Origin of the sequence: Actinomadura sp. GC306 (assembly GCF_004348665.1) — a bacterium.
GTDB lineage: Bacteria > Actinomycetota > Actinomycetes > Streptosporangiales > Streptosporangiaceae > Spirillospora.
On sequence record NZ_SMKM01000185.1, the window covers coordinates 1 to 13,804 of the forward strand.

Consider the following 13,804-nt stretch of genomic DNA (forward strand, 5'->3'; position numbering starts at 1 on the left):
GGGGTGGGGTGGGGTTAGCCCCACCCCGCGATGACCGGCTCCCCTCCTGGCGACGGCGTCCCGTGCGGAGCAGGCTTGTGGCATACGGGCGGACGGCGGACAACGGGAGAGATCACGTGAAGACCCTGACGGCTACGGCGACGCTGGCGGTCGCGGCGGCGGCGCTGACCGGCTGCGGCAACGTGAGCTTCGGCACCGGCGAGGAGACCCGCACCTACACCGCGCCCGCCGGCATCACCGCGCTGAAGCTCACCGGCAACGGGAGCCGGGTGCAGGTGCGGGCCACCGACACCCCCACCATCAAGGTCGTCGAGCGGCTGCGCTGGTCCAACGAGCGGAACAAGCCGGTCGCCAAGCGCACCACCGAGGGCGACACGCTCACGCTGGCGGCCAAGTGCGCCCGCGCCACGATGGGCTTCACCCGCTGCGGGGTGTCCTACCGCGTCGAGGTCCCGCGCGACCTCCCCGTGGAGATCGACAACCGCGACGGGTCGATCGACGCGTCCGGCCTCGCCGGGACGGTGAAGCTGCACTCCCACAACGGATCGATCGAGGCGACCGACCTGCGGGCGACCTCGGCGTCCATCAGGTCGAACGACGGGTCGCTGCGCGTCTCCGGACGGGCCGCCACCGCCGACCTCGACAGCAGCAACGGCTCGATCGACGCGACGGGACTCACCGCCGACCGGCTGACGGCCCGCTCCCGCGACGGCCGGATCAAGGTCAGCGGCACCATCAGGACCGCCGACCTGAACACCGCGAACGGCTCCATCGACGCCGCGGGCCTGACCGCCGAAAGCGTCACCGCCGAGACCCGCGACGGCAGTGTCCGGCTCGGCTTCGTCTCCGCACCCACGAAGGTGAAGGCCGAGAGCGCCAACGGTTCCATCCACGTCTGGCTGCCGAGCGGCGAGAGCTACGCCATCGACGCGTCCACCAACAACGGGGGCAAGCGGATCGATCCGTCCGTGCACCTGGACTCCGCGTCCACGAGGACCATCGACCTGCGCACCAGCGACGGCAGCATCACCGTCACCGCGGGCGCTCACCCAGTACGCGATCAGCGAAGCTGGTAGGAGCCCTCCCACAGCCACGGCAACACCGATCACGGCAGCATCACCGTCACCGCGGGCGCTCACCCGATACGCGATCAGCGAAGCTGGTAGGAGCCCTCCCACAGCCACGGCAACACCGATCACGGCAGCATCACCGTCGCCGCGGGCGATCACCCGGTACGCGATCAGCGAAGCTGGTAGGGGCCCTGCCACAGCGGGCGGTAGGACAGGTCGCGCTCCAGCCGCACGCGCGCCCCGCCGTTGACCGCCACGGTGGTGCGGGCCAGGTGCTGGGTGACGTGCGCGATGCCGTCGACGTTCGAGTCGAGGAACTTCAGGTGGACGTTCTTCAGCCGGTCGCACGCGGCGTGGTAGCACGGGTCGTACACCTTGCCGGCCCGGCCGCCGAACGCCTTGGCCTCCGCGGCGGTCTTCACGCCGTCGGCACCGGTGTCCATGCCGCCGACCGGGATGCCGTGCTCGACGAACGGCCCGTAGTCGGAACGACCGTTGAGCTGGGCCTCGGTCGTCTGCTGCTTGCGGCCCTTGAAGTACTCCCGGAACATCTTCTCGATCGCGCCGGAGCCGGCGGGCGGCCGCGTCCCGGCGCGGGTGGAGTGGTCGCCGTCGTACACGCCCCGGGTGCCGTTGCGCGACCCCAGCATGTCGAAGTTCAGGTTGAGGGCGATGGCGTCGCGCTGCCGCCGGTCCAGCGACTTCACATAGTGGGTCGAACCGCGCAGGCCCTCCTCCTCGGCCCCCCAGAAGGCGAACCGCACCCGGTTGCGCAGGTCGCCCTTGCCGAGCTTCCCGATCTTCCCGGCGATCGCGAGCAGCGCGGCGGCGCCGGTGGCGTTGTCGTTGATCCCGGGCCCCTCCTCGACGCTGTCGAGGTGCGCGCCGAGCAGGACCACGTTGTCGCCCCGCCCCCGCTCGGTGTCGGCGATGACGTTGGACGCCGACCGCTTCCCGTGGACGGTGTCGGTCCGCACCCGCAGCGTCAGGCCGCCCTTCTTCGCGGCCTTCGCCAGCGCCGCGCCGAGCCGGTGGGTCGGGCCGACGACCGGGATCCGGGACGGCTTCTCCACCGTCCCGTTCACCGGGCCGTCCTCCCCCGCCACGTTGTAGATCACTGCGGCGGCGGCCCCGGCGGCGCGGGCCCGCGCGACCTTCGTCTGAAAACCGCAGGTGCCGCGCTGCATCAGCGCGATCGAGCCCTTCTTGAAGCCCTTGAAGTCGCGCTTCTCGCAGCCGCTCGTCCCGTCCTCGTTCTTCGCCGGGAGGTCCACCGCGATGACGGGCGCGGTCACGTCGCCCGAGCCGGAGTAGCGGAAGGTCGCGAAGTCCTCGTCCCGCTTGTAGGACTTCTTGGACGGCTTCGTCCGGGCCAGCACCGCCCCCGACCGCTCCCGCCAGTACGGGTACCGGAACTTCTGGATCTTCGGCCGGAACCCGGCCTTCTGCAGCCGCCCCACCACGTACTTCACCGAGACGTCGTAGCCGGCGCCGCCCGTGGCGCGATTGCCCCCGTTGTAGTCGGCGATCTCCTCGAACGCCTTCAGATGGGGCTCGATGTCCTTCAGCGTGACCAGCCCCGCAAGGGTGGCGCGGCCCGGTGCGGCATCCGCGAGCGGCAGCACCGCCGGGAGCAGCGCCGCGGGCAGAAACGCGGCGGGCAACACCACCGCGACACCGGTGAGCAGCTTCTTCTTGCGCACGTGCACTCCTGCGGACGGAGACGAGGCTGACCAGGAGTGATCATGCGCATGCCGCCCGCCCGCCTCAAGCGGCGGCACGGCCACCACGCCGAATCCATACCGGCACGTGACGAGTTCATGCCGGAGCGGGACAAGTTCATGCCGGAGCGCGTGACCAGCCCACGTCCCCGGAGCCCTCAGCAGGCTTCGTCGGGGGGGTGCAGTTCCACGGGGGTGCCCGGCGGGGCCGCCTCCAGCCAGGCGAGGAAACCGGTCAGCGCCGCCGCGCCCATCGCCAGCTCCACGGTCAGGTCGCCGTCCCTGACCTCGATGATGCTCACGTCCGGCAGCAGCCCCTCGGCCTCCTCCGGGTCCGGGGAGCGCCGGTTGGATACGACGAGGCCCCGGCGGTGGATCACCTGCCGGGGCCTGCTGCGGAATTCGAACACGCGGTGCCAGTGCAGGGCGTCTCCCCTGTAGCGGCCGATGCCGAGGCGCCACACTCCCGGGGCTCCGCCCTCCGGGTCCAGCACCCGGAGACTGCACTCCACGGCGCCGCCGCCCCGCACGAACAGCCGGCGGCGCACCGCCATGGAGAAGAACAGCAGCGCCGCCACCAGGATGAGCGCGACGAGAACGCCGCCCGCATCCAGTGCCAGATGCTCGTCCACGTCCCCCGCCCGCCCGTCGGAGCCGTCGCGCCGGCGGCTAAGCCTCGACGCCCGCCGCGCGCAGCCGCGCCCGGGCCCGCCGTTCCGCGGTCGCGTTCTCGTCCTCGGCGGCGAGCGCGTCCTCCAGCGCCTGCCGCGCGTGCTGGACGTCGATCTCGTGGCCGAGCTCCGCCTGCTCGGCCAGCACCGACACCTCGTCGGCCGCGACCGAGAAGAAGCCGCTGCCGACCATCGCGACGATCGGGTCGCCGCCGTCGGCCGGCTCGATCTTCACCACACTGCCGTCGAGGAGGACGCCCAGCACCGGGGCGTGCCCCGGCAGGATGCCGAGCGAGCCCTCGATGGTCTGCGCGACCACCATCTTGGCCTCGCCGGACCAGATCTCGCGCTCCGGCGACACCAGCCCGACTCTCAGGTTTGCCACGTCTGTCTCCTCCGACTCACTGGAGCTGTATCGGCGGGACCGCTCCGGACGGCGCGTCCGGGGCGGTCCCGCCGGGGCGGACTACTTCTCCAGCTCCCGGGCCTTCTTCTCCACGTCCTCGATGCCGCCGCACATGAAGAACGCCTGCTCGGGCAGGTGGTCGTACTTGCCCTCGGAGAGCGCCTTGAACGAGGCGATCGTCTCGTCCTTCGGCACCGTCTCACCGGGCTGGCCGGTGAACTGCTCGGCCACGTACATCGGGTGCGACAGGAAGCGCTCGATGCGCCGCGCCCGCTGGACGGTGACCTTGTCCTCCTCGGACAGCTCGTCGATACCGAGGATCGCGATGATGTCCTGCAGCTCCTTGTACTTCTGCAGGATCCGGATCACCTCCTGCGCGACCTCGTAGTGCTCGTTCCCCAGGATCTGCGGGTCCATGATCCGCGAGGTGGAGTCGAGCGGGTCGACCGCCGGGAAGATCCCCTTTTCGGAGATGCCACGGGACAGGGTCGTGGTGGCGTCCAGGTGCGCGAACGTGGTGTGCGGTGCCGGGTCGGTGATGTCGTCGGCGGGCACGTAGATCGCCTGCATCGAGGTGATCGAGTTACCGCGCGTCGAGGTGATCCGCTCCTGCAGCACGCCCATCTCGTCGGCCAGCGTCGGCTGGTACCCCACCGCGGACGGCATGCGCCCGAGCAGGGTGGAGACCTCCGAACCGGCCTGCGTGAACCGGAAGATGTTGTCGATGAACAGCAGCACGTCCTGGTTCTGGACGTCGCGGAAGTACTCCGCCATCGTCAGCGCGGACAGCGCCACCCGCAGCCGGGTGCCCGGCGGCTCGTCCATCTGGCCGAACACCATCGCGGTGTCCTTGAGGACGTCCGCCTCGGCCATCTCCACCCACAGGTCGTTGCCCTCGCGGGTGCGCTCGCCGACGCCGGCGAACACCGAGGTGCCACCGAAGTTGCGGGCGACACGGCGGATCATCTCCTGGATGAGGACCGTCTTGCCCACGCCCGCGCCGCCGAACAGGCCGATCTTGCCGCCCTTCACGTACGGGCACAGCAGGTCGATGACCTTGATGCCGGTCTCCAGCATCTCGGTCTTGGACTCCAGCTGGTCGAACGCCGGCGCGCTGCGGTGGATGCCCCAGCGCTCGTTGATCTCCAGCGACGCGGTCGGGACGTCCAGCGCGTCACCGAGGGCGTTCCACACGTGGCCCTTGGTGATGTCGCCCACCGGCACCGAGATCGACTTGCCGGAGTCGAGCACCGGCGCGCCCCGGACCAGGCCGTCCGTCGGCTGCATGGAGATGGCCCTGACCATGTTGTCGCCGAGGTGCTGGGCGACCTCGAACGTCAGGGTCTTCTCCTCGCCGCCGAGCGAGATCTGGGCGTTGAGGGCGTTGTAGATCTCCGGGATGGCGTCGGCGGGGAACTCCACGTCGACGACCGGGCCGATGACACGGGCGACGCGCCCGGTCGCGGTCGCCGTCTCTACCTGAGCAGTCATTGTCACTCCCCGCCAGACTCGGCGAGCGCGTCAGCGCCACCGACGATCTCGCTGATTTCCTGGGTGATCGCGGCCTGCCGCGCCTGGTTCATCTGGCGCGTGTAGACCCCGAGCAGTTCGTTGGCATTGTCGGTCGCCGACTTCATCGCCCGCCGGACCGCGGCCTGGAACGCCGCCGCCGACTGCAGCAGCATGTGGAAGATGCGGCTCTCGACGTAGTTGGGCAGCAGCAGGTCGAGCGCGGCCGCCGCGGACGGCTCGAACTCGTACGCCGGCGGGACCTTGGAGGACTCGGCCTCCTCGATCTCCAGCGGCATCAGCCGGGTGACCCGCACCTGCTGGGTGAGCATCGAGACGAACTCGGTGTAGACCACGTGGATCTCACCGACCCCGCCCTCGGCGTCGGTCTTCAGGAAGTCGTCGGTCAGCCGCCGCCCGATCTCCTCCGCGTTCGCGAAGGCGGGACGGTCGCTGAACCCGCTCCAGGTCTGGGCGACGTCCCGGTCCCGGAAGCGGTACCAGGTGATGCCCTTGTTGCCGATGACGTACGGGACCGGCTCGCGGCCCTCGTCCCGCAGCGCCTTGATCAGGGACTCGGCCTCGCGGATCACGTTGGCGTTGTAGGCGCCGCAGAACCCGCGATCGCTCGTGATGATCAGGACGGCGCTGCGGTTGTCGGCCGGCTGCTCCTGCAGCAGCGGGTGGTCGATCCCGACGTGATGGCTCACCAGCGCGGTCAGGGCCTGCGTGATCTGGTCGGCGTACGGCTTGGACGCCGTCACCGCCTGCTGGGCCTTGACGATCCGCGAGGTGGCGATCATCTCCTGGGCACGCGTGATCTTGGCGGTCGACTTGACCGACCTGATCCGGTTCCGGAGTTGGCGAAGCTGTGCGGCCATGCCCGTCAGTCCTTCTTGACGCGGGTGATCGTCTCCTGCTCGACGTCCTCGTCCGCGATCGCCTCGACGTGCTCGTCCGCCAGGATCTCGCCCTCGCTGGTCTGGAAGCCCTTCTTGAAGGCCGTGACGGCCCTCTCCAGGCTGGCCAGACCGTCGTCGGAGAGCTTGCCGGTCTCCCGGATGGAGGTCAGCAGGCCGCCCTCCTCGCGCTCCATGTAGTCGAGGAACTCGCGCTCGAAGCGGCGGATGTCGGCCACGGGGACCTCGTCCAGCGCGCCGGAGGTGCCGGCCCACACGGACACGACCTCCTGCTCCACCGGGAACGGGCTGCCCTGCGGCTGCTTCAGCAGCTCGACCAGGCGGGCACCGCGGTCCAGCTGGGACCGTGAGGCGGCGTCCAGGTCGGACGCGAACGCCGCGAACGCCTCCAGGTCACGGAACTGCGACAGCGCGAGGCGCAGCGTTCCGGCGACGGTCTTCATCGCCTTGATCTGCGCGTCGCCGCCGACGCGGGACACCGAGATGCCGACGTTGATCGCCGGGCGGACGCCCTGGTTGAACAGGTCCGTCTCCAGGAAGCACTGCCCGTCGGTGATGGAGATGACGTTCGTCGGGATGTACGCCGACACGTCGTTGCCCTTGGTCTCGATGATCGGCAGACCCGTCATCGAACCGGCGCCCATGTCGTCCGACAGCTTCGCGCAGCGCTCCAGCAGCCGCGAGTGCAGGTAGAAGACGTCACCGGGGTACGCCTCGCGGCCCGGCGGGCGGCGCAGCAGCAGCGACACCGCGCGGTACGCCTCGGCCTGCTTCGACAGGTCGTCGAAGACGATCAGGACGTGCTTGCCCTGGTACATCCAGTGCTGCCCGATCGCGGACCCGGTGTAGGGGGCGATGTACTTGAAGCCCGCGGGCTCGGACGCGGGGGCCGCCACGATCGTGGTGTACTCCAGCGCGCCGGCCTCCTCCAGGGAGCGGCGGACGTTGGCGATCGTGGAGCCCTTCTGGCCGATCGCGACGTAGATGCAGCGGACCTGCTTGCTCTCGTCGCCGGACTCCCAGTTCTCCTTCTGGTTGATGATGGTGTCCACGCAGACGGTCGTCTTGCCCGTCTGCCGGTCACCGATGATCAGCTGCCGCTGGCCGCGGCCGATCGGCGTCATCGCGTCGATGGCCTTGATGCCCGTCTGCAGCGGCTCACTGACCGACTGCCGCTGCACGACGGTCGGGGCCTGCAGTTCGAGCGCGCGGCGCTCGGTGGTCTCGATCGGGCCCTTGCCGTCCAGCGGGTTGCCCAGCGCGTCCACGACGCGGCCGAGGAAGCCGTCGCCGACGGGGACCGAGAGGACCTCACCGGTCCGGCGGGCCTTCTGGCCCTCCTCGATCTTGCTGAAGTCGCCAAGGACAACGGCGCCGATCTCACGCACGTCCAGGTTCAGAGCCAGGCCACGGGTGCCGTCCTCGAACTCCACGAGCTCGTTGGCCATCGCGGAGGGCAGGCCCTCGATGTGGGCGATGCCGTCGCCGGAATCGACGACGGTGCCGACCTCTTCGCGCGCGGCGGCCTCGGGCTCGTACGACTGGACGAAGCGCTCCAGCGCGTTCCGGATCTCATCCGGACGGATCGTCAGCTCCGCCATGATTCCTCTCTTGCTCCCTTTTGGGTCAGATCTGGCCCGAGGGGGGACGCCCCCCCACGACCCCCGACCGACTTGGTCGGAATCGGTCCGCCGGCCTGTCGGCTCCGGCCGGCCTCAGCCGGCGCCGAGCCGCCGGCGGACGTCGTCCAGCCGTCCGGCGATCGTGCCGTCGATGATCTCGTCCCCGATCTCGATCGACAGGCCGCCGATCGACGCGGGGTCGAGTTCGATGTTCAGGTGTACGTCGTGGCCGTAGGCGGTGGCGAGCACCGCGGCGAGCCGCGCCCGCTGCGCCTCCGTCAGTTCGACCGGCGTGCGGACCAGCGCGACCAGCCGCTGCCTGCGCTGGGCGACCAGCCGGCCGTACTCGGCCAGCCCGGCCTCCAGGCTACGTCCTCGCGGACGCAGCACGAGCTCGGTGACCAGCGTCATCGTCGCCGGCGTGACCTTGCCGTCCAGCAGCGCGTTGACCAGGCCGAGCTTGCGGTCGTCCGGCAGGCCCGGCCCGGCGAGCGCGCCGCGCAGTTCCGGCTCGCCCTCGACGACCCTGGAGAACCGGAACAGCTCGTCCTCCAGGTCGTCGATCCGCCGGTCGGCCTCGGCTCGGGCGGCCTCGGCGGTGACCGCGAGGACCTCCACCGCGTCCGACAGCTCCGACGGCTTGGACCAGCGCAGCCGGACGACGTCGGCGACCAGCCCGAGAGCGGCCGGCGACACCTTGCCCTCCAGCAGGATCTGGACGAGCTGCGCCTTGTCGGCACCGTCCCGCGAGGGGTCGGAGACCGCCCGCCGCAGGCCGTGCTCGCGGTCGATCAGGTGCAGCACCGCGAACAGGTCGCCGCCGAGCGTGGCCAGATCAGCCGTGTCGTTCTGAGGGGACGACCCCCCAGACCCCCCGGCAACTGCACTGGAGGGTATGACCGCCTCCAGCCGCTCCTTGGCCTCCGCCAGCGACGCCCTGCTCACCGCTCCCGTCATGCTCATGATGTGATCTGCTCCTGCGTGCGAGCACGCTCCTCGAGCTCCTCGAGGAACCGGTCGACGACCCGGCTCTGCCGCGCGCTGTCCTCAAGGGACTCGCCCACGACCCGGCCGGCCAGCTCGACCGACAGGGCGCCGATCTCGGCGCGGAGCGACTGCAGCGCCTGCTGCCGCTCGGCCTCGATCTGCGCCTTGGCGTTGTCGACGATGCGGCGCGCCTCGACCTGGGCCTGCTCCTTGGCCTGGGCGATGATCTGCGCGCCCTGCTCCTCGGCCTTGCGCCGCTCGTTGGACGCCTCGACCGCGGCCGCCTTCTGCTGGGCCTTGTGCTGATCGAGAACCTGCTGCGCCTCCTTCTGCGCCTGCTCGGCCCGCTCCAGCCCGCCCTCGATCGCCTGGGTCCGCTCCTCCAGCACCTTCTGCAGCCGCGGAGTCAGGATCTTGCCCAGGACGATCATCACGACGAGGAACGAGAAGACGCCGACGACGAGCTCGTACGCGTGCGGGACGAGAGGGTTGTTCTCCTCCGCCGCTAGGACGGAAGCTGCTCCGATCATGTCTGCAGCCCTTCCTCAGATGAGACCCGTGCTCAGATGCCCTGGAAGATGAACGGCGCGACCAGGCCGATCAGCGCCAGCGCCTCGGTGAGCACGAAGCCCAGCATCATGTTGGTGCGGATGACGCCGGTCAGCTCCGGCTGGCGGGCGATCGCGTTCACGCCCTGCCCGAAGATGATGCCGACGCCGATGCCCGGGCCGATGGCCGCGAGACCGTATCCGATCGAGGTGACGTTACCGCTGACCTCGGCGAGGACTCCCATTGATCTTTCCTTTTCTGTCGGCCGGCGGAGACTCCGCCGGTCTGGGCTGAACGTTGTTGCTCGGACGGGGGGCGCCGCGCCGGGGAGGCGCCGCGGGGTCCCCCGAAGGCTCAGTGCTCGGCTTCCAGGCCGCTCTGGATGTACATGGCGGCCAGCATCGCGAACAGGAACGCCTGCAGGAACTGGATCAGCAGCTCGAACGCGGTCATCACGATCGTGATGAGCACGCCGATGATGCCGACCCCGAACCCGGCGAGGGTGGGCTTCTCGAACAGGAACCAGAAGCCGACGAGGCTGAAGAAGGCGAGGATCGTGTGGCCGGCGAACATGTTCGCGAAGAGCCGGACGGCGTGCGTGAACGGCGCCAGGATCAGCGTGGACAGGTACTCGATCGGCACCAGCAGGAAGTACACCGGCAGCGGCAGGCCGGGCGGGATCATGTTCGTGAAGTACTTCACCGGGCCCTGGTGCTTCATGCCCAGGTAGACCTTGGTGACGTAGACGATGATCGCCAGCACGGCCGGGAACGCGATGTGCGACGCGATCGGGAACTGGATGACCGGGACCACCGCGAAGATGTTCCACACCCAGATCAGGAAGAACAGCGACATCAGCATCGGCATCCACCGGTCGGTGTTCTTGCCGAGGAACGGGCGGGCGATCTCGTCCCGCACGAACATGTAGCCGATCTCGCCGACGTTCTGCATGCCCCGCGGCACCAGCTTCGGCTTGGCGAACGCCATCCAGAACAGGGCGCAGGTGACCAGCGCACCGAAGACGGCGAAGACGACCGGCTTGGTCAGCCACTCGGGGCCGCCGGCGAACAGGGGCGGGAAGTCGAACAGTTCCGGGCCGGGTGCCTGGAACTCTCCCCCTTCGGAGGCGGCGAGGACCGTCTGCGCGTTCACGCGGCGTTCCCTTCATCAATGTGGTGATGTCTCACGGGCGCTTCCTCGGCGGCGGGGCCGCTCAGGAGGTGTGGCGACCCAACTGCAGGTAGATCAGGTAGGTGGCGAGCCCGACGCCGATGACCAGGCCGATCGGGATCAGCCAGGACTGGCCCGTCACGCCGGCCAGCAGCCACCCGAGACCGCCCCAGATGATCATCCCGGAGAGGAGGTAGCTGGGCACGGACCAGGCGACGTCGGCGAATTCCCGCTGGCCGTCCTCCGGCCGACGCTTCTGCTCGCTCATCGCGCTCCGGACGATAGCAGGCCACCCATGCGGTGGTCATATTGGAGTAGCCCGTTGGGAACGTCACCGTCCGCGACGTGTCCATCACGGACTCCGGTCCAGCGCGTTCTCGGTGTCGTCAATGTAGGGCCTCTGCTTCAGGGCGACTCGGAACTCGGCGGCGATCCAGAGCAGCGCGAGCCCGATGACCGACCAGCCGAAGACCTTGGTGTCCCAGATCGTGACGCCGTCCATGGCCGTGACCAGCACCATCACCGCGAGGATCTTCACCAGGTAGCTCGCGAGCGCGGCGAGCATCATCGTCTGGGCGGAGATCTTGCCCGCCCAGGAGACGACCACCGCGCTGATGGAGAAGAAGGCGATCACCACGACCGCGGCCAGCACCGCGGCGAGTGCGCCCTTGGATCCGGCGGCCAGGAACGCGATCAGGACTGCCCCCACCCCGGCGACCGCGGTCGGGATCGCGGCGCCGCGGAGCATCCGGGCGTCGTTGGATTGCATGAGGGCTCCGGCTGGTCACGTTGGGTGTTCGGCTGACTGTTCGTGAAAGGTATCACAAGCGTCCGGATTGTCCACAATTACCCTGAAGGTAATGCGGGTTCGGGATCGGCCCCCGGGGCCGAGCCGCAGTCTAGCCGCAGTTCAGAGCCTTGGCGGCCGACCTCTACACGGGGAGTCGCGGCCGTTCGGCGGCGTGGTCGCCGGCGGCGGCGGACCCGCGGCGGCGCAGCCGGCGCGGCTTGTAGAGCATGACCATGATGCCCGCGACCGCCACCAGCAGCGTGACGCCGAGGGTGATCCACGCGGCGTCGAACAGCGCGAGCCCCACCAGCCCGGACGCCAGCAGCCCGACCCAGAAGTACATGATCAGCACGGCGCGGCGGGTGGAGTGGCCGAGTTCGAGCAGCCGGTGGTGCAGGTGCTGCTTGTCCGGGGAGAACGGCGACCGGCCCTGGTTGGTGCGCCGCCACACGGCGAGCAGCATGTCCATGAACGGGACCGCGGCCACCGCCGGGATCAGCAGCACCGGGACGAAGAACGGGAACAGCCCGTTCGCGAGGATCGCCGGGTCGAACTGCCCGGTCAGCATGATCGTGGACGCGCTGAGCAGCAGCCCGATGAGCATCGACCCGGTGTCGCCCATGAAGATCCGCGCGGGGCTGAAGTTGTGCGGCAGGAAGCCCGCGCACATCCCGAACAGGACCGCCGCGATGAGGGTCGCGCCGGTCAGCGTGGTCATCCCGTGCGTCTTCGACAGCAGGTAGGCATAGGAGAACAGCGCCAGCGCCGCGATGCCGACGACGCCCGCGGCCAGCCCGTCCAGCCCGTCGATGAAGTTGACCGCGTTGATCGTCGCGACGACGACCAGGACGGTCAGCGGCACCCCGTAGGCGGGCGGCAGCGACAGCGACTCACCGGTCGGCAGCGGGATCACGTAAATCTGGATCCCCTGCATGATGAAGATTCCGGCGGCGGCGACCTGGCCGGCGAACTTGGTGAGCGCGTCGACCTCCCAGCGGTCGTCCGCGATGCCGATCAGCACGATCAGCCCGCCGGACAGCAGCAGCGCCTTGCCGACGCTGATGTCGCCGTCCCCGAGGACCTTGCGCATCTCGGGCAGCCCCGTCGCCACCACCAGCGCGGCGACCATCCCGCCGAACATGGCGAGGCCGCCCAGCCGGGGCGTCGGGATGACGTGGACGTCGCGGTCGCGGGGCACGGCCTGCGCGCCGAACCAGATGGCGAACCTGCGCACCATCGGCGTCAGCAGGTAGGCGACCAGCGCGGCGACGAGGATGCTGAGCAGGTATTCCCGCACTCCCTGCGCCTCCTTCGCCCAGCATCGCCGGTTGTTGACTGCCCCGTCAGCGCCGTTCCGCACATCGCGGCCCCGCGGATCGCGGAGCGCCGTCACCCTGATAGACGGCTCGCGGCGGCGATCTGTTCACCGGCGTGATCGGACAACTGTAATCCTCCCGGCGGTCTCCCGCGCCGGGTTACGGGGTCCGGAGCCGGTGCGCGCAGACCGCGCCGGCCCCGACCACCACCAGGGCGAGACCGGCCAGGCAGCGGTCGCCGAGCGAGAACGCCCACAGCCCGTACGCCGCGATCTCGCCGCCCGCGTCGGCGACGACCAGGAGTACGCCGGCCGCGGCCAGGACCGCCCCGACGCGCCGGCGCGGGGCCGGGCGGCGGCGCAGCACCGGCACCATCCCGAGCGACATCGCCAGCAGCGCGGTGCCCGGCCAGTCGCCGGCCCAGCGCGGCGGCAGGTGCCGCGGCGGCGGGACGGCGATCGCGCGCTTGGGCAGCTTCACCCGGATCTTCATGCCCTCCCCCGGGGCGAGGCCGCGCTGGATGAAGTCCACGGCGTAGGGGCCGTCGCGGTCGCGCAGGCACCGCGTCGTCGCGCCGGAGGCCCCGGCGCGGCAGGTCGCGTGCCGCAGCGGGACGGGCGCCTCCACCCGGACGGCCGCGTTCCTGATCGGGACGGTCCAGCTCGTGCCGATCGCGTCCCAGACCAGCTCGTCGTGCCCGGCGCGCGGGGTGAACACCCGCGCCACGTCGTACTCGAGCACGTACGCCTGCCGGCCGCGGACCTCGTGCCGCCGCCCGCCGACGCTGATCTGCACGTCGTTCAGCAGCTTCGTCGTCCGGACCCGGGAGGGGGCCCCGGTCGAGGAGCCGGCCCGGACGCCGCGCACCTCGTACAGCCGGTCGCCGCGGCGGAACGGCACCGGCCGGACGATGCCGTGCCGGCCGGACTCGCCGAAGTCGTAGGTGATCGTCTCCCGGACGCGCAGGACGCCGTCGGTGCCGATGGCGAGGACGACGTCGTAGGTGGCGATGCTCTCCGCGATGTCGCCTGCGGCGGTCTCCGGGGGCGGGACGGTGCCGGACACGGCGGGTG

The 13,804-nt window shown here is 70.2% G+C and carries 15 protein-coding genes; 1 reads left to right on the plus strand and 14 read right to left on the minus strand.

The annotated features are described in order from the left end of the window. Positions 1–116: 116 nt before the first annotated feature. A complete protein-coding gene (locus E1200_RS22875) occupies positions 117–1,076 on the plus strand; it encodes a DUF4097 family beta strand repeat-containing protein (RefSeq protein ID WP_165950424.1) in 960 nt (319 codons plus the stop codon). Positions 1,077–1,240: 164 nt separating this feature from the next. Here the strand turns inward: E1200_RS22875 and E1200_RS22880 are convergent, their stop codons facing one another. The 14 genes from E1200_RS22880 to E1200_RS22945 all read right to left on the minus strand — a co-directional run. After that, positions 1,241–2,773: a M28 family peptidase gene (locus E1200_RS22880; protein ID WP_165950425.1), complete on the minus strand. Its 1,533-nt coding sequence runs from the start codon at positions 2,771–2,773 to the stop codon at positions 1,241–1,243. 176 nt (positions 2,774–2,949) lie between these two features. Further along, positions 2,950–3,423 carry a DUF2550 domain-containing protein gene (locus tag E1200_RS22885; protein ID WP_131954118.1) on the minus strand — a complete coding sequence of 158 codons (474 nt, stop codon included), beginning with the start codon at positions 3,421–3,423 and terminating at the stop codon, positions 2,950–2,952. Positions 3,424–3,460: 37 nt separating this feature from the next. After that, entirely contained in the window at positions 3,461–3,847 is a 387-nt protein-coding gene (locus E1200_RS22890; RefSeq protein ID WP_131954119.1) for a F0F1 ATP synthase subunit epsilon, read from the minus strand. Between the two features lie 81 nt (positions 3,848–3,928). Continuing rightward, complete coding sequence (gene atpD, locus E1200_RS22895; protein WP_131954120.1) at positions 3,929–5,359, minus strand: F0F1 ATP synthase subunit beta; 1,431 nt, start codon at positions 5,357–5,359, stop codon at positions 3,929–3,931. A 2-nt stretch (positions 5,360–5,361) separates the two neighbouring features. Next, entirely contained in the window at positions 5,362–6,258 is an 897-nt protein-coding gene (locus tag E1200_RS22900; protein ID WP_131954121.1) for a F0F1 ATP synthase subunit gamma, read from the minus strand. A gap of 5 nt (positions 6,259–6,263) precedes the next feature. Then, entirely contained in the window at positions 6,264–7,898 is a 1,635-nt protein-coding gene (atpA, locus tag E1200_RS22905; protein WP_131954122.1) for a F0F1 ATP synthase subunit alpha, read from the minus strand. Between the two features lie 114 nt (positions 7,899–8,012). Further along, a complete protein-coding gene (locus E1200_RS22910; protein WP_131954129.1) occupies positions 8,013–8,876 on the minus strand; it encodes a F0F1 ATP synthase subunit delta in 864 nt (287 codons plus the stop codon). A gap of 2 nt (positions 8,877–8,878) precedes the next feature. Then, the gene (locus E1200_RS22915) at positions 8,879–9,436 is read right to left on the minus strand and encodes a F0F1 ATP synthase subunit B (protein WP_131954123.1); all 558 of its coding nucleotides are present in this window, start codon (positions 9,434–9,436) and stop codon (positions 8,879–8,881) included. A gap of 32 nt (positions 9,437–9,468) precedes the next feature. Continuing rightward, a complete protein-coding gene (gene atpE, locus E1200_RS22920; protein ID WP_131878293.1) occupies positions 9,469–9,699 on the minus strand; it encodes an ATP synthase F0 subunit C in 231 nt (76 codons plus the stop codon). A gap of 110 nt (positions 9,700–9,809) precedes the next feature. Continuing rightward, on the minus strand, positions 9,810–10,607 hold the full coding sequence (gene atpB / locus E1200_RS22925) for a F0F1 ATP synthase subunit A (protein ID WP_131954124.1): 798 nt from the start codon (positions 10,605–10,607) through the stop codon (positions 9,810–9,812). A 61-nt stretch (positions 10,608–10,668) separates the two neighbouring features. Continuing rightward, on the minus strand, positions 10,669–10,893 hold the full coding sequence (locus tag E1200_RS22930; protein WP_131954125.1) for a hypothetical protein: 225 nt from the start codon (positions 10,891–10,893) through the stop codon (positions 10,669–10,671). 84 nt (positions 10,894–10,977) lie between these two features. Further along, on the minus strand, positions 10,978–11,394 hold the full coding sequence (locus tag E1200_RS22935; protein ID WP_131954126.1) for a hypothetical protein: 417 nt from the start codon (positions 11,392–11,394) through the stop codon (positions 10,978–10,980). A 163-nt stretch (positions 11,395–11,557) separates the two neighbouring features. Beyond that, complete coding sequence (locus E1200_RS22940) at positions 11,558–12,712, minus strand: MraY family glycosyltransferase (RefSeq protein ID WP_131954127.1); 1,155 nt, start codon at positions 12,710–12,712, stop codon at positions 11,558–11,560. A gap of 178 nt (positions 12,713–12,890) precedes the next feature. Further along, positions 12,891–13,804: DUF2207 domain-containing protein (locus tag E1200_RS22945; protein WP_131954128.1), on the minus strand; the 914-nt coding region annotated here is incomplete at its 5' end.